Origin of the sequence: Cohaesibacter marisflavi (genome assembly GCF_963665895.2) — a bacterium.
Lineage (GTDB): Bacteria > Pseudomonadota > Alphaproteobacteria > Rhizobiales > Cohaesibacteraceae > Cohaesibacter > Cohaesibacter marisflavi.
Window position 1 is genome coordinate 3,601,705 of record NZ_OY762534.1, and the last position, 20,449, is coordinate 3,622,153.

19 protein-coding genes are annotated in these 20,449 nt (G+C 54.9%); 12 read left to right on the plus strand and 7 right to left on the minus strand.

Annotated features, from left to right (window positions below; genetic code table 11):
• Window positions 1–195 precede the first annotated feature (195 nt).
• From ACKPCT_RS17120 to ACKPCT_RS17135, 4 genes are all read right to left on the minus strand, one after another.
• The gene (locus ACKPCT_RS17120; RefSeq protein ID WP_090072569.1) at window positions 196–1,566 is read right to left on the minus strand and encodes a tryptophanase; all 1,371 of its coding nucleotides are present in this window, start codon (window positions 1,564–1,566) and stop codon (window positions 196–198) included.
• A gap of 241 nt (window positions 1,567–1,807) precedes the next feature.
• Window positions 1,808–2,185, minus strand: a complete 378-nt coding sequence (locus ACKPCT_RS17125; RefSeq protein WP_319567500.1) for an MmcQ/YjbR family DNA-binding protein — start codon at window positions 2,183–2,185, stop codon at window positions 1,808–1,810.
• Between the two features lie 102 nt (window positions 2,186–2,287).
• Window positions 2,288–3,181 carry a hypothetical protein gene (locus ACKPCT_RS17130; RefSeq protein ID WP_319567501.1) on the minus strand — a complete coding sequence of 298 codons (894 nt, stop codon included), beginning with the start codon at window positions 3,179–3,181 and terminating at the stop codon, window positions 2,288–2,290.
• Window positions 3,182–3,317: 136 nt separating this feature from the next.
• Entirely contained in the window at window positions 3,318–4,220 is a 903-nt protein-coding gene (locus ACKPCT_RS17135; protein ID WP_319567502.1) for a hydrogen peroxide-inducible genes activator, read from the minus strand.
• Between the two features lie 124 nt (window positions 4,221–4,344).
• Between ACKPCT_RS17135 and ACKPCT_RS17140 the strand changes: the two genes are divergently transcribed.
• Window positions 4,345–5,001, plus strand: coding sequence for a peroxiredoxin (locus ACKPCT_RS17140; RefSeq protein WP_090072561.1), 657 nt, complete (start codon window positions 4,345–4,347; stop codon window positions 4,999–5,001).
• Between the two features lie 102 nt (window positions 5,002–5,103).
• Here the strand turns inward: ACKPCT_RS17140 and ACKPCT_RS17145 are convergent, their stop codons facing one another.
• On the minus strand, window positions 5,104–6,585 hold the full coding sequence (locus tag ACKPCT_RS17145; RefSeq protein ID WP_090072559.1) for a sensor histidine kinase: 1,482 nt from the start codon (window positions 6,583–6,585) through the stop codon (window positions 5,104–5,106).
• Window positions 6,586–6,895: 310 nt separating this feature from the next.
• Between ACKPCT_RS17145 and ACKPCT_RS17150 the strand changes: the two genes are divergently transcribed.
• From ACKPCT_RS17150 to rsgA, 11 genes are all read left to right on the plus strand, one after another.
• Window positions 6,896–7,648, plus strand: coding sequence for a pyrimidine 5'-nucleotidase (locus tag ACKPCT_RS17150; protein ID WP_090072557.1), 753 nt, complete (start codon window positions 6,896–6,898; stop codon window positions 7,646–7,648).
• Between the two features lie 332 nt (window positions 7,649–7,980).
• On the plus strand, window positions 7,981–8,247 hold the full coding sequence (rpsT, locus tag ACKPCT_RS17155; protein WP_090072553.1) for a 30S ribosomal protein S20: 267 nt from the start codon (window positions 7,981–7,983) through the stop codon (window positions 8,245–8,247).
• A gap of 688 nt (window positions 8,248–8,935) precedes the next feature.
• Window positions 8,936–9,376, plus strand: coding sequence for a rhodanese-like domain-containing protein (locus ACKPCT_RS17160; RefSeq protein WP_244544687.1), 441 nt, complete (start codon window positions 8,936–8,938; stop codon window positions 9,374–9,376).
• A 153-nt stretch (window positions 9,377–9,529) separates the two neighbouring features.
• Window positions 9,530–11,050 (plus strand): chromosomal replication initiator protein DnaA, encoded by a 1,521-nt coding sequence (gene dnaA / locus ACKPCT_RS17165; protein WP_407062721.1) that lies wholly within the window; start codon window positions 9,530–9,532, stop codon window positions 11,048–11,050.
• A 195-nt stretch (window positions 11,051–11,245) separates the two neighbouring features.
• Window positions 11,246–12,364, plus strand: a complete 1,119-nt coding sequence (gene dnaN, locus ACKPCT_RS17170; protein WP_090072549.1) for a DNA polymerase III subunit beta — start codon at window positions 11,246–11,248, stop codon at window positions 12,362–12,364.
• A gap of 145 nt (window positions 12,365–12,509) precedes the next feature.
• Entirely contained in the window at window positions 12,510–13,706 is a 1,197-nt protein-coding gene (gene recF, locus ACKPCT_RS17175; protein WP_319567503.1) for a DNA replication/repair protein RecF, read from the plus strand.
• A 21-nt stretch (window positions 13,707–13,727) separates the two neighbouring features.
• Window positions 13,728–14,159 (plus strand): c-type cytochrome, encoded by a 432-nt coding sequence (locus ACKPCT_RS17180; RefSeq protein ID WP_090072547.1) that lies wholly within the window; start codon window positions 13,728–13,730, stop codon window positions 14,157–14,159.
• 166 nt (window positions 14,160–14,325) lie between these two features.
• Window positions 14,326–16,761: a DNA topoisomerase (ATP-hydrolyzing) subunit B gene (gene gyrB, locus ACKPCT_RS17185; RefSeq protein ID WP_090072545.1), complete on the plus strand. Its 2,436-nt coding sequence runs from the start codon at window positions 14,326–14,328 to the stop codon at window positions 16,759–16,761.
• An 88-nt stretch (window positions 16,762–16,849) separates the two neighbouring features.
• On the plus strand, window positions 16,850–17,275 hold the full coding sequence (locus ACKPCT_RS17190) for a cupin domain-containing protein (protein WP_090072543.1): 426 nt from the start codon (window positions 16,850–16,852) through the stop codon (window positions 17,273–17,275).
• Between the two features lie 255 nt (window positions 17,276–17,530).
• Window positions 17,531–17,890, plus strand: coding sequence for a hypothetical protein (locus tag ACKPCT_RS17195; protein ID WP_319567504.1), 360 nt, complete (start codon window positions 17,531–17,533; stop codon window positions 17,888–17,890).
• Window positions 17,891–17,913: 23 nt separating this feature from the next.
• The gene (gene rsgA / locus ACKPCT_RS17200) at window positions 17,914–18,687 is read left to right on the plus strand and encodes a ribosome small subunit-dependent GTPase A (protein WP_319567505.1); all 774 of its coding nucleotides are present in this window, start codon (window positions 17,914–17,916) and stop codon (window positions 18,685–18,687) included.
• Window positions 18,688–18,784: 97 nt separating this feature from the next.
• On the opposite strand, the gene ACKPCT_RS17205 is transcribed toward rsgA, so the two are convergent.
• Complete coding sequence (locus tag ACKPCT_RS17205; RefSeq protein ID WP_319567506.1) at window positions 18,785–19,285, minus strand: ferritin-like domain-containing protein; 501 nt, start codon at window positions 19,283–19,285, stop codon at window positions 18,785–18,787.
• Between the two features lie 237 nt (window positions 19,286–19,522).
• On the minus strand, window positions 19,523–20,368 hold the full coding sequence (locus tag ACKPCT_RS17210) for a fumarylacetoacetate hydrolase family protein (protein WP_319567507.1): 846 nt from the start codon (window positions 20,366–20,368) through the stop codon (window positions 19,523–19,525).
• Between the last annotated feature and the right edge of the window lie 81 nt (window positions 20,369–20,449).

Here is a 20,449-nt window from a genome sequence, read left to right on the forward strand (position 1 = left end):
AGCAATTCAAAGATGATCAGATCATCGGTCTCATGACAAAATTGCATGGAACAAATGTATTTAATTGAGGATTTTCATACTTAAAGGATCTTAAGTCCGGAGACCGCCCGACTTGCCGACCTGAAGACATAAGAAAAGGCGCGCCAGCAAATTGGGCTGGCGCGCCTTCGCACAATCAGGATGGCCCAGTCGGAGTTAGCCGTCCAGAGGTGCGAAGCTGCAGGTGAAGTGCCGCATCAGTTTTGGTTCCCTGATGATCTTGAACCCCTTGAGCTGATCTTTTTCAGCGGCCAGTTGCTCAAAGGCTTCCACCACATAATCTGCGTGGGATTGGGTATAGGTGCGACGCGGGAAGGCAAGGCGCACCAGTTCCATGGCTGCGGGCTTTTCCGAGCCGTCGGTCTGACGACCAAACATCACCGACCCGATTTCGCAAGAGCGGATGCCGCCAATCTCATAGAGCTTGCAGGCCACGGTATGGGCCGGGTATTTCAGCGGATCGATATGGGGCAACCAGCTTTTGGCATCAACAAACACCGCATGGCCACCGGCTGGCTTGACCACCGGAATGCCAAGGGCATCAAGTTTCTCGATGATATATTCGTTGGTGCGGATGCGATATCTGAGATAATCCTCATCGATAATCTCGTGCAGCCCTTGTGCCAGAGCCTCCAGATCACGTCCGGCTAGGCCACCATAGGTGGGAAAGCCTTCCGTCTGAATGAGGCGAACGCGGGCTTGTTCCGCAAGCGAATCGTTGTTGAAGGCAATCCAGCCACCGATATTGCCAAAGGCATCCTTCTTGGCGCTCATGGTCATGCCATCAGCCACCGAGAAACAGTCGCGCACGATGTCCTTGATGGAGCGGTCCTGCTGGCCTTCTTCGCGTTGCTTGATAAACCAGGCATTTTCCGAGAAGCGGCAGCCATCGATTATGAAGGGCTTGCCATATTCATGGGCCAGCGCCGCAACACCACGGATATTTTCAAGGCTCACGGGCTGACCACCGCCAGCATTGTTGGTGATGGTGATCATCACCATGGGTACGCTGTCGCCTTTCTCCTCCAGAAAGGCCTTCAGCTTGCCAAGATCCATATTGCCCTTGAAGGGATAAAGCGAAGCCGGGTCCTTGCCCTCCTCGATCACCAGATCATAGGCCTCGGCACCCGATGCCTCGATATTGCCGCGCGTGGTGTCGAAATGGGTGTTGGAAGGGACATGTTTGCCCGCACCGCCAAAGATAGAAACCAGAATCGCCTCTGCCGCGCGCCCCTGATGGGTCGGGATGATATGCTCAAAGGGCATCAATTCCTGAACACTATCGCGGAAACGATAATAAGAGGGAGAGCCGGCGTAGCTCTCGTCGCCACGCATCACGGCGGCCCACTGCTCGGCACTCATGGCACCCGTCCCCGAATCGGTCAGAAGGTCGATGATCACGTCTTCGGACTTGAGCGCGAAGAGATTATAGTCGGCAGCCTTGAGCTTTGCCTCGCGTTCGGCACGCGTGGTCATGCGAATGGGCTCTACCGATTTGATGCGGAAGGGTTCGATAATGGTTTTCATCACTGTATCTCCGGTCTGATCAGCCCGGAGTTGTGACCATGAAACCATGTTCGATGTGAACGTCCGGGCTGTGCGCCGCGGTTGCCCTCCTCGATGCCGGTTGAAATGACAGGGCGTCAAATTCCGACAGGATGACCGCGCTCAGCGCCGAAAGGTTTACAGACAGGATTTTGGCAAAACCCCATCACAGGGTCAAGTCCTTGATATCGCAATTTCGACGCGAATTTTGAGCCGGATTGTTTCAGATCCGATTCGACCCATCTGAAAGGCCAAGCTCTGCGCGGATCTTGCGGGTCAACTTGCCAACAATGATCTCGTAAGCCACATCCAGATGCTCCTTGAGATCCTCATCACTCATGGCATCGGGCGCAGTGAGCTGAACCCATTTGGCCCGCGCCAGATGGGGCGCGGGAATGATGCCCGGCTCATCGCGCAGAATCTCATAGACCATGTCAGAGCATTTGAAACTGATTTTTGGGTGATTGCCGTCTTTTGTCTCTGGTGCGCAGAGCGCGAAGATCTTGCCACCGATCTTCCAGACCGAGCAGCCACCCCACTGCACCACATTGGTGGCGTGGCGCAGGGTGGCGCAATGGGTATCAAATTCGTCGCGTGTCATGGCTTCCAGTCGCTATGCAGTTCAGGCTCGGCTCCCCTTCGTCCGATAGGACATAGGGAGCTATCCAATAGCATGGAATCACGCGTGCGGACAGGACTAGGCTTAGGGTTTGTAGACATCATACTTATAGACGCCTTCATTAATAACCCCCTTTTTGCGCATGGTCTTGACCAGATTTTCAATCGTCATGTTCCGGGCGATTCCAGATTCGGGTTCCAGTGCCTGTATCTTCTTAAAGAAGGCTTTTTGGTCGGCTTTCTTGGCCGTTAGAACTGCAGTTGAAAATTTCATGATGGCTTCGCGCAGTTTTTTGTCGCTCACATTCCGGAACCCACAATTGAGCAATTTGGCCGGTGTCAGGTCGACGCCTGTACGCTCGGCTTCGGTCTTACCCGTTGCTTCCTTTTCCTTGCGCTTCCTGACCTGGTGCTCGATGTGTCTGAGATCAATCGCATGGCCTTCGCGCAACTTCTTCTCGATTTTAGCGGCCTCATCTGTGCGCCCAAGGGCTTGGGCAATCATGTATTTTTCCAGTATGTTAGCATCGTAATGCTCGTCCAGATCCAGTTTCTTGGCAACCTTCTTGGGATCTCCCATATTGGCTTTGGCCTTAGCGATGGCAGTCTGCTCATGCCATTTCCGGAAGATATCTCGCTGGTAAAAAGCGGGCACGATCTTGCTGTCAAATCTCTTGATGATGTCCTTGCGCATCAAGGCAACGATCTTGCTCCATTTGTCGAGATCCGCGCTAGATGTCCCGCGCATCATCTGTGAGGCGGCTTGGCGAATTTGATCAGCCACTTTTACGGGATTTTCTGCATCAGGAGACAAGTATTTGACATACACCTCGCTCGGAATCGGCGGGCTCAGAAGGAACTCCAGTTCATTGGCAAGTAAAGGACTGCTGCCCATATCTTGCCGTATCAGGCGTCTGAGCTCGGGCACCTTCAACAAATCGAGAATGCCGTCAGGATATGTGATGCGATCTTTCTTCATAAAATCAAACCTCGTCTAAGAGCCGTCGTTTGACTTTATGTGCTGGATAAAGGCGGAAAAGTTCATCGCCCCATTCAAGCCTATTGCTGTGTGGCTTCTTGATCGCTGGCTTCAAGCGCGCGCAAGCGCCTGTTCCCTAGCCTATGCGCAGGCTCTCTCTGGCCTTGATGATCAAGTCCCCCAGAGCCCGGAAATCGTCTTTGCGGGTGGAGGATTTACGCCAGACCAGAGTGATCTTGCGGGGCAAGGAGGTTGGCAAATCGATCTCGACCACATCATGCGCCTTGGTCAATCCAGCATCAATGGCCACATTGGGAATGAGGGTCGAGCCCAGCCCCTCTTCCACCATCGCCAACAGGGTGGCCAGGCTGGTGGCGTCAAACTCCACATCCTTGTTCAACAGCCCCGGAAAGGCAGACAAGGCATGTTGCTGCAAGCAATGGCCGCGCTCCAATAGCATAAGAGGTTCATTCTTGAGCATTGTGCCATCGGCCAGACTTTTGCAGGCCAACTCATGATCCAGCGGGGCAACAAGGTGATAGCCGTCTTCAAACAGTTCCAGTGTATCCAGATCGCCTACATCGTGGGGCAATGCGATGAGCGCCACATCAAGCCGCCCGCTTCTGAGGCCTTCAAGCAGTTGGTCGGTCAATTCCTCACGCAAGTAGAGCCGCAGGCGGGGATGCTCGTCACGCAACAATGGACGCAGACGCGGCAAAAGGAAGGGACCGACGGTGGGAATCACACCGAGATGCATGTCGCCGGCCATGGCCTCGGCTTCCAACGCGGCCGTTTCCACCAGATGCTGGGTATCGGTCATAATCTTGCGCGCCTGCTCGACAATCTTGCGGCCGATGGGCGTCATGATCACGGAGCGCTTGGAGCGTTCGGCCAGTGTCACGCCCAATATGGATTCCAACTCCTTCAGCCCGGCACTGAGGGTTGATTGGGTCACATTGCAACGCTTCGCCGCATTGCTGAAATGCAGTTCATCCGCTAAGGCAATCAGGAAGGTTAGCTGGCGCAAGGATGGGATCATGTCAGTTATCGTTTTTTTCGATTAAAACGTCAAAAATAACTCATTTCACTAATAACTAGACTGCTGATATTGTGCCGTCAACAGCAATGGACGCACTCAGCGTACCTAAAAAGGAGTATTTTACATGACAGATATTGAAACCACAGTAGAGGCCCCGGCATTCCCGCAACTGAATAAACCCGCTCCGGATTTCTGCGCTCCGACAACTGCCGGTGTCAAGAAACTGTCCGATTATGAAGGGAAATGGCTGATCCTGTTCTCCCACCCGGCCGACTTCACACCAGTTTGCTCCACCGAATTCATGGCCTTTGCCAAAGCCTATGACCAGTTTCAGGAAATGAACTGCGAATTGCTCGGTCTGTCGATCGACAGCATCCATTCCCACATCGCATGGGTGCGCAGCATCAAGGAAAATTGGGGCGTTGATATCCAGTTCCCGATCATCGACGACATTTCAATGACCGTTGCCAAGGCCTATGGCATGATCCATCCGGGTGCCAGCGACACGTCTGCAGTGCGAGCAACCTTCCTTATCGACCCGAAAGGCATCCTGCGTGCCATGGTCTATTACCCGATGTCCAACGGCCGTTCGATTCCGGAATTTGCGCGTCTTTTGGCAGCCCTGCAGACATCAGATGCCAATAAGGTGGCAACGCCGGAAGGCTGGCAGCCGGGCGACAAGGTCATTGTTCCGCCGCCATCCACCGTTGAAGGCGCCAATGCCCGCGCTTCGGAAGGCTATGAAACCGTTGACTGGTATTTCTCCAAGAAGGATCTCTGAGATCACTGCGTGATCATTGGCTCCTTCAAGGAAAGGTCAGGGCCTGCCAAGCGCCCTGGCCTTTTTGTTGGCCAATCTCCTGTCCGCCTCGATCTGGCGCCTTTACTCTCTGGGCAGGCTGATTTCAAAATGGGCGCCGGGGCTGCGATCGAGCAGACGAATAGCCCCCCCGTGTGCGCGGACAATTTCAGCGGCGATGGCAAGACCCAGCCCAGTGCCACCCTTGCGCACAGAGCCCTGAAAGGGCCTGAACAGATGCGCTCGTGCGACCTCGGGAACACCGGGGCCAGTATCAGACACTTCTATGATGGTCTTGTCATTTTCGATGCGAGCAAACAGATCCAGTCTGCAAATCACCGCTTCTTCCTTGCGCCCCTGCATCACATCCACCGAGTTGCGGCACAGATTCATCAAGACCCGAAACAGCTGAGACGGATCGGCATAGACCTCAAGATCCTTCGGGATATGGTTTGAGAAGGTCAAGCGCGATGTTTCGGATAGGTCCAACAGGTCGCGCATTTCCTCGCCGAGCTGATGCAGATTCAGCAGCCGTTTGTCTGGCGGCGCTTCCTGTGCCTTGCCATAGGACATGACCGCGCGGGAATAGTCCACCGCCCGATCCAGCGTCCCCATTAGCTTGGGCACGACCCTTTGCACGGTTGGATCATCCAAAATCGACAGGCGATCGGAAAAGAGTTGGGCCGAGGCGATGATATTGCGCAGGTCATGATTGATCTTCGAGACTGCCAGCCCGAGATCGGCTAGGCGACGCTGCTTGTGCAGCGTATTGGCAAGAATGCCCTCCATCTCGCCCAATTGCATCTCGATCATGCCGATCTCATCGCGCCGTTCAGAAGGCTTGATGACAGCGTTGGTATCTTCGGGATTGGAGGTGAAGCGGGCCATATTGTCCAGAAGCCCCAGAATGGGCCGCACAAGCAAGGCCCTGAGAGACAGATAAACCAGACCGGCTGTCATCATCGAAATAACAAGCGACAGCAACAGGATGTTGATGGAAAAGCGAATCATGTCGCCGCGCAATCCGGTCTCATCAAAGACCATTTCCACCATGCCCTGATTGTCCTTGGTCTGAGCAACCACGCGGATGGTGCGCCCCTTGCCGAACAGCAGCGTATCAAAGGCAGCCGCAATCAATTCCGGCGGCCCCATGCTCTGGATATTGTCATCGCGCATGATCTTGCCGGGCATATCGACCATAGCCAGCAGGCGCCGTTCGCCATGATTGCGCAAGCCAAGGGTCTGCACATTGAGGCGATTGAGCAGCTCCTGCTCGATGGCCTTGTCTTTCAGATCATCAGAGGCATTGGTATAGATCAGCGCCGCTACTTCTGCCAGTTCCAGCTTGCGCGTGATCCAGTCGGCACGGAATTTGGAAATGGAGGGCACAAAGATCAGAATTTCGCTGAGCATGACGAACACGATGGTCAGTAGCAAGAGCTTGGTTGACAATCCGAAGCTGGGATAGCCCTTTTCCTTGCCGTTACCCGCCGATTGCCCCTTCGCCGAGCCGACCAGAAGGCCATTGGCCTCGCTACCCTTATAATTCTGCGCCCTGTCGTCCATTCAGATTGCCCTTGATCCCTTGCCCGCTTGTCTTTTCATGGCGGCCACCCCATGCCATGATACCCTATACCGATCTGAAGAAAATGACCTTTTTGGGCCATGCCACGCACGAATACTTACCGGATCTATCTAATGCAGGGCTTTTGCTCCTTGGCAAGGGCTTTCCCCCAAGATCATAAGGTGAGCAATTTTTCACTAAGCCATGCCGCCCGCTTGGTTTATGCTCTCATTCGTGGCATTGTCCCGGATCGTTTCCTGCCGACATGCAGGACAAGGCCCGTTGGGCAAAGGAAGACTATTGGAGATCTAAATGCAAAGCGATCATGGCTCCGGCACCAATTTGCTGGAGAGTTTCAGGGATATCGACAGTTGGATCTTCGATCTGGATAACACGCTCTATCCGCGCCATATTGATCTTTTCGCGCAGATGGAAGTGAAGATGAACGAGTTCGTGTCCAATCTGCTGGGCCTGACACTCGATGATGCATCTCACCTGCGCCATAGCTATTACAAGCAATATGGCACCACGCTGCGCGGCCTGATGATCGAGCATGACATCGCGCCCGATGACTTTCTTGAATATGTCCATGACATCGATCACAGCGTCGTGGAACCCGACCCTCTGTTGGGACAGGCACTCTGTTCCCTGCCCGGCAAACGCTATATCTATACCAATGGCACGAAAGACCATGCCCGCAAGGTGTCCGAGCGGTTGGGCATTACCGACTATTTCGATGACGTATTCGATATTGTATGGGCCGGGCTTGAGCCCAAGCCCAATCGCACGCCCTATGAGCGGCTTTTGGAGCAGACCGGCATCAATCCGAGCCGCTCGGCCATGTTCGAGGATCTGGCGCGCAATCTGCAGGTACCAGACGCGCTGGGCATGACATGTGTGCTTATTGTACCTGATCAGATGCGGGACGTTTTTCATGGCCGCTGGGAGGCCGAAAGCACACAGGTGCCTTATGTTCATCATGTCACAGACAATCTGGGCCGCTTTCTGAGCGATGTGCTGGAAGCCATCGGTCGAGGTGCGCCAAACACGCCTGTGCGCGCTTGAAGATCAGAGCGAATAACGGGTTAATCTTTTATGAATCCGAAAAAGGCCGGTTTCTGCGCCTTTTCGTCGATCAGAATGGTTGACGCGGCAACCAAGTTTGACTATAAGCGCGGATCAACGGGCGGCCCTTGTGTGCCGCCTTTTGCTGTCGATATGCAGCAGGGGCCTTTGGGCCTTCATCATTCATATCATTTTCGAGAAAGCAGAGCGCATCTCCGCTTTGCTAAGGTTGGCTGCTCGTCCTTCCTGGCCTGTACAGATTTGAGGGCTGTTGTGATGTAGCGGCGTGAGCGGACTGGTAAGGCTCCGCATGGAAAACAAGGATAGGCTCAATGGCCAATACAGTATCCGCCAAAAAGGCGACCCGTAAAATTGCTCGTAAGACTGCAACCAACAAAGCACGTCGCACGCGCGTTCGCACCTATATCCGTTTCGTTGAAGAAGCCATCGCTGCTGGCGATCAGGCTGCCGCTTCCGAAGCTCTGCGCAAAGCCCAGTCAGAAATGATGCGCGCTGTTGCCAAAGGTGTGTTTCATGCCAATACCGCTTCTCGAAAAATCTCCCGTCTGAGCAAACGCGTTAAGGCGCTGGCTGCTTAAGACCGGTTTCCTATGCCTGAAAGCCCGGTTTTGGCCGGGCTTTTTTGTGACGATACGCAGGAATCGTCATAAAATGGCAATATGGATCGATAGTTTTAACGAATCCGAAGCAATCGTTCCCCTTTTGACTGACGAATCTAAAAATGCATATTTTTCAGGGTCTTGAACGAAAAATCGAGACTTAAGAAAATCGCAACAATGATTCTCTTTTCGGTCAATATCGGAGTCGATAAAAAAAAATTCCGCTGCAATGAATCTGCATAATGTTACCGAATGGTGACAGAATCTGAAGAGTCGCAAAGGGATAGCCCGGTCAAGAAAAAATTGGCGCATTCTGCTCGGTTTGATTGAAGCCAACGGGGACAAAGAATCTGATTTCGTTCTTCTTGCACGCCCCACCCCGGCTGTGTATGGTCGGTTATCGCAGGGACATGGTTGCTATAGAAGAGCAAAATGCCCGAAGGCATTTTTGAAATCAAAACTGACAACCATAGCGGGAAGTCATTCCAGTCATGAAGAAGGCATTTGGGCCTTCACGTCTTGTGGGCAGCAAGATGTATGGATGACTTTTCAGGTTCTTGCCGTGTCGGAGCACGGGCCGTAACCAAAGCACGGCCATGCCCATGGACAGGTTCATGCAGTACCATCATCTGGTGGCTTGATGTCACCCGAACAGGAGTGTTTGTCTTTGAGTAAAACGGCATCTTATGCAGGCGACGTTGATGTACTGACAGCCTGGAAGGCCCTGTCTCAGGATCCTGAAGCCGTACTCGTAGACGTGCGTACCCATGCAGAATGGTCTTATGTCGGCATCCCCGTGCTGGACCAGCCTGATAGGGACGTGCTTCTGGTGGAATGGCTCTCCTATCCCGACATGAGCGTTCATGGCGATTTTGCCGAACGGCTACTGACCGAGCTTGAAAACAGGAAGGTGGCAAAGGACAGTCCGATCTATTTTTTGTGCCGCTCAGGCGCCCGCTCCCAACATGCGGCGATCGAGATGACACCCAAATGGGATGGCCCTTGCTACAATGTCGCTTCAGGCTTTGAAGGCGATCTGGACGATACGTTGCACCGATCAAACTGCAACGGATGGAAGCACGCAGGGTTGCCCTGGCGACAATTCTGAACGTCTTTTGGATGTTTTTCGAATTGCCGAAACCGGTAGCTTGGAATAGAAAATTCAAATTGGCTGCAGCAAGAAGAGCGAGATAAACTCACCAGAATTGCGGCTTATCAAGGAAACAGCTGTTTTTGGCGGCTATTAGGCTAGAACAACAAGATGACAATACAGCAGACGGCCACAAAGGGAAATGTTGACATGGAGATGAGTGCGGCGACTCATCAGGCTTTTCCCGAGGCTGACTCCCGAAAAGAGGAGCCTTCGGTGAAAGTGGGCAAAGAAGAATGGGAACGCGTGAAGAAAAGACTGCGCGCGGAACTCGGAGAAGACGTATTTTCAAGCTGGTTTGCCAGTGTAGAAATTGAGGATGAGCAGAACGGACTGGTTATTCTTTCCGTTTCCACCCGATTCCTCAAATCCTGGATTCAGTCGCATTATGGCGAGCTGCTGATGGCACTCTGGCGCGAGGAATGCGAGCAAGTGCGCCGCATTGACCTGTATGTGCGCGGTGCTGTGCGTCCGAAGACCGTTCAGAACAAGGCTCCGGCCAAGTCGGCAGAAGCGGGCAACAAGGATTCCGGTTTTGCGCGTCCTTCAGCGGCAGCTGCCATGGGGCAGGAGCAGGACCAGTTGGGCGGCTCTCCGCTTGATCCGCGCCTGACATTCGAAACCTTTGTTGTCGGTCAGTCCAACACGCTGGCTCACGCTGCGGCCAAACAGGTGGCCATGGCCCAGCCCGGCCAGCCTGTTTCCTTCAACCCGCTCTTCCTACATGCCTCCGTTGGTCTGGGCAAGACCCATCTGTTGCAGGCGATTGCATGGGAAGCCAAGAAGTCGAACCCGACCGCGCGTGTTCTCTATCTGACTGCCGAACGCTTCATGTATAGCTTTGTTCAGGCGCTGAAGAGTCAGGCAGCCATCGATTTCAAAGATACGCTGAGAGACATCGACATTCTGCTGATCGACGACCTGCAATTCCTTCAGGGCAAGAGCATCCAGCAGGAATTCTGCCATACGCTCAACAGCCTCATTGACGGCGCCCGTCAGGTGGTGGTTGCTGCCGACCGTCCTCCGGTCGAGCTGGAAAGCCTTGACGAGCGCGTCCGCTCGCGTCTGGCTGGTGGTCTGGTCAGTGAATTGCAGCCGCTTGAAAAAGAGCTGCGTCGGTCTATCCTGTCTGATCGCGCCACGCAGGCTGCGCGTCGGGATCCGAACCTGACCATTCCGGAACTGGTGCTTGATCATGTGGCTGGCATCATCCGCTCCAACGGCCGTGATCTGGACGGTGCCTTCAACCGTCTGATGGCCCATAACCAGCTGACAGGGGCTCCGATCTCCATTGAGATGGCCGAACAGGCTCTCAAGGACCTGATCCGCTCCAAGGAACCGCGCCGCATTCGCATCGAAGACATTCAGCGCGTTGTTTCCAAGCACTATAATGTATCCCGCTCGGATCTTTTGTCTTCTCGCCGGACCCGCACCATCGTGCGCCCGCGCCAGATTGCAATGTATCTTTCCAAAATGCTGACGCCACGCTCCCTGCCGGAAATCGGACGTCGCTTTGGTGGCCGGGACCATACCACGGTGCTGCATGCGGTGCGCAAGATCGAGGAGCTGGCATCTTCGGACAATACCTTGCAGCAGGAAATCGAAATGCTGAAACGGAACATCGCCGAATAGCGGTTCCGCCACGCATTACGCTTGATCATGCAGGCGCATTGGCGCTGACATGTGGAAGAAATATGAGGGGATCGCGCCTGAATCGGGTCGATCCCCTTGCCTTATCAGGGAAGAAGGGTCAAAGTTGCTTCCCCGCCATTGCAGGGCATGGTATGGGCAAAAATAGTTCATGTATTGATGTAGGGAATTTGGGATATGAAAGTCACTCTCGAACGGGCAACCCTTTTGAAGTCTCTAAACCATGTCCATCGGGTTGTTGAACGGCGTAACACTATTCCGATCCTGTCCAACGTGATGCTGCGCGCAGAAGGTGGAGACCTGGTTTTCAAGGCAACCGACCTTGATCTGGAAGTGCTGGAGACGGCGCCGGCGATGGTAGAGATCGGCGGAGCAACCACTGTTCCGGCGCATATGCTTTATGACATTGTGCGCAAATTGCCGGACGGATCGCAGGTCACGCTGGAAACCAACGAAGAACAAACCGCATTGGCGATCATTGCCGGTCGCGCGCATTTCACCTTGCAGATCCTGCCGGTCACGGATTTCCCTGATATCACGGCTGGTGAATTTTCGCATCATTTCACCATTCCGGCGCTGGATCTGAAGAAGTTGATCGATCACACCCAGTTTGCGATCTCAACCGAAGAAACTCGCTATTATCTCAACGGTATCTATGTGCATAGCCTTGATATCGATGGCGCCTCGGTGCTGCGTGCCGTTGCCACCGATGGCCACCGTCTGGCACAAGCCCAGCTTCCCGCGCCTGCCGGTGCCCAGGGCATGCCGGGGGTTATCGTTCCGCGCAAGACTGTGTCTGAAGTGCAGAAGCTGATCGAAGATCCGGAAGCCAACATTGCCGTTGAGCTGTCCGAAACCAAAATCCGCCTGACAATCGGTCCGGTGGTGCTGACCTCCAAGCTGATCGACGGCACCTTCCCTGACTATGAGAAGGTGATCCCCAAGGGCAACGACAAGGTCATGAAGATCGAAAACGCCCTGTTCGCTCAGGCTGTTGACCGTGTGTCTACCGTGTCGAACGAACGCGGTCGCGCTGTCAAGCTCAGCCTGCAGCCCAACAGTCTGGTGCTTTCGGTTTCCAACCCGGATTCGGGTACGGCAACCGATGAGCTGACCGTTGAGTATGAATCCGATCCAATGGAAATCGGCTTTAATGCCCGCTATCTGCTGGACATCACCAACCAGTTGGAAAGCGACAGCGCCCAGTTCCGTCTGGCCGATTCCGGCTCGCCAACGCTCATCCAGGACGATGGCGACAACAACACGCTTTATGTGTTGATGCCGATGCGCGTCTAGCAGGGCTCAAGCCTTGCGAAAAAATGAAAGATGCATGGGGCATTTCCATTCGAAATGCCCTATTCTTTTGTGCATGTGATTCTTTCTGTCGCATCCCGTCCTCCAGAGAGCGGCAGATGTCCCCTAAATCAAAGGAAATGCGGCCTTGAATACAGCTTCGATCTGCCCGGACCCGACTGCCCAGCTTCAGCGGCCTGTCGACAGGGTGACGGTCGCATCAATCAGTCTGGCCAATTTCCGCAATTATGCTTCCCTCAGCCTCGGGCTTGATGGCAAGCATGTGGTGCTGACGGGCTCGAATGGCTCCGGCAAGACCAATCTGCTTGAGGCTGTTTCCTTTCTTTCTCCCGGTCGCGGCCTCCGGCGCGTTGCCTATCCAGAGATTGCGCGGGAACAATCGGGTGAAGGCAGTTGGGCCGTTTCGGTTACACTCGATACGCCCTCTGGCGATATCAAACTGGGCACAGGATTGCAGCCGGGCCCGGATGGCAGCCTGCAACGACGCATCCGCATCAATGGTGCCACAGCCAAGTCAGCCGAGAGCCTGTCCGATCATGTCTCCGTGCTGTGGTTGACGCCGCAGATGGACAGTCTGTTTACGGGTGCTGCCTCCGAGCGACGCAAATGGCTGGACCGGATGGTGCTGGCCATCGACAAGACCCACGGCACACGGGTCAACGCCTTTGAAAAGGCCATGCGCCAGCGCAATCGCCTGCTTGACGAAGCTCCCCATGAGAGCGTGTGGCTGGACGGGATCGAAGCACAAATGGCCGAATTCGGCTCAGCCATTGCCACAGCACGGGCTGAATTGATTGCGCTTTTGAACCGCTCTTTGTCGATCCTGCATGGGGAAGAAGGAACAACGGCCTTTCCCAATGCTGTGCTCGATCTGGAAGGGCAGCTGGAGAGCGAGGCCTTTTCGCGACCGGCCATTGAAAGCGAAGAGCATTATCGCTCGGTGCTGCGGCAAGGACGACCACGAGATCGCGCCGCCGGGCGCACCTTGACCGGCCCGCACCGCTCAGATCTGTTGGTTCGCCATGGGCCCAAAGACATGGCGGCAGCCAAATGTTCTACCGGAGAGCAGAAGGCGTTGCTGCTGGGCATTGTGCTTGCCCATGCGCATCTGGTCTCCGAGCGGGCCGGACGCACGCCTCTGGTGCTTCTGGACGAAGTTGCGGCCCATCTGGACGAGACCCGCAGGCTGGCGCTGTTTGATCTTCTGGACCGGCTCGGCTGTCAGGCTTTCGTTACCGGAACGGATGACAGAATCTTTTTACCACTGGGAGAACGAGCAGAACGCTTTAACGTTTCCTGTGGTACAATTCTTCCTCTAGAGTAAGAAGCGAGAAACGGGGTCATTATGGCGCGAAGACGTCGTATTCCTTTTGCCAAATCCAGAAGCAGCCTGATATTCATGTGTATCTCGCTGTTCATTCTTTTGTTGCTGATCACCACCGGCGACTATTTTTCAAAACAGAATGACGACAAGCTGATCGCCACCCTCGATAGTGCCCAGATCAGGAAGGAAGGCCTAAAGCTTTACAATGCCAATTGCCTCAGTTGCCACGGTGTGGGAGGACGCAGCACAAGCTTTGGTCCGGCCCTGATCAACCGGATTTATAGCAAGGGTAATCTTTCGGATCGGGCCTTCATTCAGGCCGTGAATTATGGCGCTCCGCAGCGCAATTGGGATTATGGTCCGATGGACCCTGTGGAAGGTCTGACACAAACAGAAGTCGCCCAGATACTGGCTTATGTCAGATCCGAGCAGGAACGGGCACAGAAGCGCTGATTTCTGCCACTATTATGTGGTATCAAGTGACTTCTTCGCCTTCTGAAGCAAACTCTCCACAACAGGAGGCCGCGATCGCTTCCTGCGATGGCGAGAAGCGGTTGAACGCGGCGAAAAACCTCGTATAAGTGAAGGGTTAGCCGTAGCTTAAGGATGACTGATTCGCATGAGCGATATTGAAAACACCCCCCAGAGTGCAGACGCCGAATATGGCGCTGATTCCATCAAGGTTCTCAAAGGTCTGGATGCCGTTCGTAAACGCCCGGGCATGTATATCGGGGACACGGATGATGGTTCTGGCCTGCATCACATGGTTTACGAGGTGGTGGACAATGCCATCGACGAAGCATTGGGCGGATATGCGGATCTTGTGACCGTAACCCTCAATGCGGACGGCTCGGTGACGGTCACGGATAACGGACGCGGCATCCCGACCGACATCCACCATGAAGAAGGCGTTTCCGCTGCCGAGGTCATCATGACCCAGCTGCATGCGGGTGGTAAATTCGACCAGAACAGCTACAAGGTCTCCGGTGGTTTGCATGGCGTGGGCGTTTCTGTGGTGAACGCGCTTTCGACCAAGCTGAAATTGCGCATCTGGCGCAATGACAAGGAACATGAGATTCATTTCGAGCACGGCAATGCTGTCAGCCCGCTGAAGGAGCTTGGCCCGGCCAACGGACAAAAGGGAACCGAGGTGACCTTTACCCCGAGCCCGGAGACCTTCACCCATATCGAATTCAACTTCGCCACGCTGGAACATCGCCTGCGCGAGCTGGCCTTCCTCAACTCCGGCGTCCGCATCCTGCTGACTGATGATCGCGGTCCGGACAAGGTGCAGGAAGAGATGCTCTATGAGGGCGGTCTGGAAGCCTTTGTGACATGGCTCGACCGCGCCAAGAAGCCGATGATCGAAAAGCCGCTTGCCGTCTCTGCCGAAAAAGATGGTATCACGGTGGAAGCGGCCATGTGGTGGAATGACAGCTATCATGAAAATGTGCTGTGCTTTACCAACAACATTCCCCAGCGCGACGGCGGAACCCATCTGGCCGGTTTCCGCGCGGCGCTGACACGTCAGATCACATCCTATGCGGAGAGCTCCGGGCTGCTTAAGCGTGAAAAGGTCAACCCAAGTGGGGATGACTGCCGCGAGGGCCTTACCTGCGTGCTTTCGGTTAAGGTGCCCGATCCGAAATTCTCGTCCCAGACCAAAGACAAGCTGGTCTCTTCCGAGGTGCGTCCGGTCGTTGAAAATCTGATCAACGCCGCCCTTGGTGAATGGCTGGAAGAGAACCCCAATGAAGGCAAGACGATTGTCTCCAAGGTGGTGGAAGCAGCTGCAGCGCGCGAAGCCGCCCGCAAGGCGCGCGAATTGACGCGCCGCAAAGGGGCGCTCGATATCGCATCGCTCCCCGGCAAGCTTGCCGATTGTCAGGAACGGGACCCGTCCAAATCCGAACTCTTCCTGGTGGAGGGTGATTCCGCTGGCGGATCGGCCAAACAGGGCCGTCATCGCTCCAATCAGGCCATTCTTCCCTTGCGCGGTAAGATTCTCAACGTGGAACGTGCCCGTTTCGACCGGATGCTCTCCAGTCAGGAAATCGGCACGCTGATCACGGCGCTGGGCACCGGCATTGGCAAGGATGAATTCAACCCCGACAAGCTGCGCTATCACAAAATCATCATCATGACTGATGCTGACGTCGACGGCGCCCACATTCGTACCCTGCTGCTTACCTTCTTCTTCAGACAAATGCCCGAGCTGGTCGAGCAAGGTCATCTCTATATTGCCCAGCCGCCGCTCTACAAGGTCAAGCGCGGCCAGTCCGAGCAATATCTCAAGGATGAGCAGGCTTTCGAGGATTATCTGATCAACACGGGCATTGAAGAAGCCGTTTTGACGACCGGATCAAAGATCGAGCGCGCTGGCCGCGATCTGCGGGCTCTGCTCGATGAATCACGCACCTTCTCGGCTACTCTGGAAGGGCTGCATTCGCGTTATAATCGCGCGGTTGTTGAACAATCTGCGATCAGCGGGCTGTTTGATCCGGCGATCAGCGAAGATGAAAAGCTTATCGAAGAAGCTCTTGCACGGGTTTGCCGGCGCCTTGACCGGATGGCCGAAGAGACCGAACGCGGCTGGGAAGGCTACGTCAACGATGACGGATCCTATGTCTTTGAACGCACAGTGCGCGGGGTCAAGGAATCCGCAATTCTCGACGCGGCCTTGCTGAACTCCGCCGATGCCATCAAGCTCAACAAGCTTGGAGAGGATATCAAGGAAAACTTCGACTATGGCACCGTCATGCGTCGCCGCGAAAAGGAATATATCATCTATGGTCCGGGTTCCCTTCTCAAGGAAGTCTATATTCTTGGCCGCAAGGGTATTTCCATGCAGCGCTATAAAGGGCTGGGCGAGATGAACGCCGAGCAGCTTTGGGAAACCACACTGGATCCGGAAGCCCGCACTCTGTTGCAGGTTCGGGTGCAGGAGGCCGATGATGCCGATGACATCTTCGCCAAGCTGATGGGGGACGATGTGGAACCCCGGCGAAACTTCATTCAGGACAACGCCCTCAACGTGGCAAACCTGGATATCTGATCAAGCAAAAGGCGCACAAAGATGCGCCTTTTCTTTTACCCCTCGAATACCCAACCCTTTGCACTTTCTTCTGTTATGGAGGTCCGTCATGCTCGATGCCGATGCCGTTATTGCAAAGCTGGGGATGCAGGCCCACCCGGAAGGTGGCTATTTTGTCGAGACGTTCCGGGATGATGAAGGGCCGGAAGGGCGCGGCCATTCCACAGTCATCTATTATCTTCTAAAGGCTGGAGAGGTTTCCCATTGGCATCGGGTGGATGCGGTGGAAGCGTGGTTCTGGCAGGCGGGCGCTCCTCTTGAGCTGAGCATCGCACAAGAGGGATCTGACAAACTGACCCTTGTCATGGGGCCGGATATTCTGGCAGATGAGCAACCGCAGGGCATTGTGCCGCGGCATGCCTGGCAATCGGCGCGATCCACTGGTGCATGGAGTCTTGTTAGCTGTATGGTTGCGCCGGGCTTTGTGTTTGAAGGCTTCGAGATGGCACCCGATGGCTGGGCCCCGCAAAGCTGAGCCTTTCACGCAACAGTCTTGCTGATCCCGTATCATGTGCAGCCAGTAGATGGTGACAAGCGCGAAACGCTCGGCTATGGTGACGCTAGTTTCACCCCATTGCGGATAATTTGTCGGGAAGGAGGGTATTTATGAGTGTCATGAGTGTCTTCCGGGCACATTGCGGTTGAGCCTTGCGCTCCCCTTGCTTGCCTGGACCAAACGGCCCTGCCGAAAGGCTCGCGCCGCAGGTAGTTTATTGCATAAGGCAAGACAATGACGTCTTTCGATGATTTTCTAAAGCATATACCCGCAAAGTCTGTCGACTCTTCGGATAAATCCACGCATCCAACCACTTTTGATCCCGCACTGGCGGCAAAGCAGAACTGGACGCTCTCCGAGTTGGGCTTTTCCTCCCATTTCATGAGCCAATTGGACATGGAAGAGCTTGAGACGCTCACTCCCTATCGTATCTCCGAGATCCAGCGGTCCATCCTTGTTGGTCTGGGAGAAGCGGGGACACGCTCGCTGCGCACGCCACACAAGGTGCCGACCTCGGCCTTCGGCGTGGGAGACTGGGTTCTGGTCGATCACACCGATCAGATTGCCCGACGTCTTGACCGCGCTCGGAACTGAAGCGCCGTGCCGCAGGGACCGACGTGTCCGAGCAGCTGATGGCGTCCAATGTGGATTTGCTGTTTGTGGTGACATCCTGCAATGATGACTTCAATCTGGCACGGATCGAGCGGTTTCTCGCATTGGCGCGGGATGCTGATGTCACGCCTGTTGTGCTGTTGACCAAGGTGGATCTATGCGAGGATGCCGCACCCTATATCGATCAGGCCAAGGGCCTAATGGACGGGCTTGATGTGCTCGGGCTCAATGCCAAAGATCCCGATGTGGTCGGCCAGCTTGCACCCTGGTGTGGCAAGGGCCAAACCATCGCCATGGTCGGATCTTCCGGCGTTGGCAAGACCACGCTGTTAAATGCCTTTACCGGCCGAAGCGACGCCACGCAGGATATTCGCGAGGATGATTCCAAAGGGCGGCACACAACAACCTATCGCTCCTTGCATCCGACGATCAACGGGGCATGGCTGGTGGATACACCGGGCATCCGTGCGCTGCGCCTGCATGAGAAAAGCACAGGCATCGAACAAGTGTTCGATGACATTCTGGAACTGGCAGGTCAGTGCAAATTCCGCAATTGTCGCCATGAAAATGAACCCGGCTGCGCCATACAAGCCGCCATCAAGGCCGGAGAGCTGGATGCTGCACGCCTTGACCGCTGGCGCAAACTGGAAGCAGAAGACAATCGCAACACCCAAAGCGTTGCCCAAAGCCGCCGCAAGTCCAAGGCTTTCGGCAAGATGGTCAAGAATGCGATGAAGGAATCCGACCGCTTCAAAGGGCGTGATCGCGAGGAATTCTGAGGGTCATTCCGGATCCGATTTATTAGAATAAGAACGCGCAAAATGATTGGAAAGGGGCCAGACCATTGGCCCCTTTTTCATATGCTCTTATACTCGCTCATCGTGCCGAGCAGCGCTGGAATGCTGGCAGGTGTTTCTGCTGGGACGCATCGCTCAAGGCCGTGAATACGGTCGTGATATCCGGATAGGCTTTAACCGCAGGCAACAGCTCATCGGTGTAAAGGCCCGCATTGTCGATTTCAGCCTGAACACCGATGGAGCAGGCTTCTCCCAATGTCGCAGGAACTGCGGCGCGGATCTCAGCGGACTTCAATTCCGTATTGGCCGGAATGGCCACGCCGTAGCGTGCCATGATGTCTATCAGAGCGGATTGGTGCATCTGCTCGGCCCGGATGATGTTCGAGAAGGGGCGCACGGGGCCAAATTTTTCCATCACGGCATCATAGAAGGCTTCTGCGTGATATTCATCCTGCAACGCAGTGATCAGCGCATCCTCGACGGGCTTCGGCACATTGCTTGCTGCGCTGACTGGGCTGGCCAGAAGGCCGGTGGCAACGAGAGCCGAGAGAATGGCGATTCTGCTGGTCTTGATGGTCATGATCTGTCTCCTCCAAAAGGATCGTTAGTTTCGATATTTTGAATATATCAATCCTTTTCAGGTAAAACAGGGCAGCTGGCAGGTGTTGTGTACTCACACAGTCTGATTGTGTAATCCTCTGTCGCAGATGACGAGAACCGCACAATTACGCCATTTTATCCCGTCGCTTTGGGCAAGAGAAAGGCTGAGGCGCCGCAAAGCGCCCCAGCCCTATCCAAACCTTCGGCAGATCACATCTTACTTGGAATAAGCAACGACCTTCTGGCATTGCTCGCCCAGACCTTCAACACCGAGGCGCACTTCATCGCCCGCCTTGAGGAATTGCGGAGGGGTCATGCCCATACCGACCCCGGGAGGAGTGCCGGTGGTGATGATATCGCCGGCATGCAAAGTGATGAAACGGCTGAGATGGGCGATGATCTGCGGCACAGTGAAGATCATGCGGGCCGTTGTGCCGCGCTGCTTGGCTTCGCCGTTAACGTCGAGCCAGAGATCCAGCTTTTGCGGATCGGCAATCTCGTCACGGGTCACCAGCCAGGGGCCGATAGGTCCAAAGCCATCACAGGATTTGCCCTTGATCCACTGGCCACCATGATTGTTCTGGAAATCCCGCTCGGAAATGTCATTGACGACGCAATAGCCAGCCACGGCATCAAGTGCGTCTTCCTCGCTGATATGGCGAACGGTCTGATTGATCACGACACCCAGTTCGACCTCCCAGTCGGTGTGGGAGGAGCCCTTGGGCAACATCACCGCGTCGTTGGCTCCGGTAGGTTCGCAGGCTTTCATAAACACGATCGGGTTTTCCGGAGGCTCGATCCCTACCTCTGCGGCATGGTCGCTATAATTGACGCCAATACAGAAGATGCGTCGCACATTGCCGACACAAGGAGCAATGCGCACCCCTTCGGGGACTTTCGGCAGAGCGGCCAAATCCAGATCCGCAATGGTCTTGAGAGCATAGGGAGACAATTCATCCGGTCCCAGATCATCCATATGGGCGGACAAATCGCGCCCGATGCCGTCGGCATCCAGTATCGCCGGTTTCTCGGCCCCTTCTTCACCATATCTGAAAAGCTTCATGCACAGGTCCTCCTTGGGCAATTCTTTGATTCTGAAATCGGGCCGCACGACAGATCCGCGCACAGCCCTGTAAGTAGGTGA

Coding starts and splice junctions, on each gene's coding strand:
- ACKPCT_RS17120 (WP_090072569.1), bottom strand. CDS start 1,566: ATGAAAACCATTATCGAACCCTTCCGCATCAAATCGGTAGAGCCCATT.
- ACKPCT_RS17125 (WP_319567500.1), bottom strand. CDS start 2,185: ATGACACGCGACGAATTTGATACCCATTGCGCCACCCTGCGCCACGCC.
- ACKPCT_RS17130 (WP_319567501.1), bottom strand. CDS start 3,181: ATGAAGAAAGATCGCATCACATATCCTGACGGCATTCTCGATTTGTTG.
- ACKPCT_RS17135 (WP_319567502.1), bottom strand. CDS start 4,220: ATGATCCCATCCTTGCGCCAGCTAACCTTCCTGATTGCCTTAGCGGAT.
- ACKPCT_RS17140 (WP_090072561.1), top strand. CDS start 4,345: ATGACAGATATTGAAACCACAGTAGAGGCCCCGGCATTCCCGCAACTG.
- ACKPCT_RS17145 (WP_090072559.1), bottom strand. CDS start 6,585: ATGGACGACAGGGCGCAGAATTATAAGGGTAGCGAGGCCAATGGCCTT.
- ACKPCT_RS17150 (WP_090072557.1), top strand. CDS start 6,896: ATGCAAAGCGATCATGGCTCCGGCACCAATTTGCTGGAGAGTTTCAGG.
- rpsT (WP_090072553.1), top strand. CDS start 7,981: ATGGCCAATACAGTATCCGCCAAAAAGGCGACCCGTAAAATTGCTCGT.
- dnaA (WP_407062721.1), top strand. CDS start 9,530: ATGACAATACAGCAGACGGCCACAAAGGGAAATGTTGACATGGAGATG.
- dnaN (WP_090072549.1), top strand. CDS start 11,246: ATGAAAGTCACTCTCGAACGGGCAACCCTTTTGAAGTCTCTAAACCAT.
- ACKPCT_RS17180 (WP_090072547.1), top strand. CDS start 13,728: ATGGCGCGAAGACGTCGTATTCCTTTTGCCAAATCCAGAAGCAGCCTG.
- gyrB (WP_090072545.1), top strand. CDS start 14,326: ATGAGCGATATTGAAAACACCCCCCAGAGTGCAGACGCCGAATATGGC.
- ACKPCT_RS17190 (WP_090072543.1), top strand. CDS start 16,850: ATGCTCGATGCCGATGCCGTTATTGCAAAGCTGGGGATGCAGGCCCAC.
- ACKPCT_RS17195 (WP_319567504.1), top strand. CDS start 17,531: ATGACGTCTTTCGATGATTTTCTAAAGCATATACCCGCAAAGTCTGTC.
- ACKPCT_RS17205 (WP_319567506.1), bottom strand. CDS start 19,285: ATGACCATCAAGACCAGCAGAATCGCCATTCTCTCGGCTCTCGTTGCC.
- ACKPCT_RS17210 (WP_319567507.1), bottom strand. CDS start 20,368: ATGAAGCTTTTCAGATATGGTGAAGAAGGGGCCGAGAAACCGGCGATA.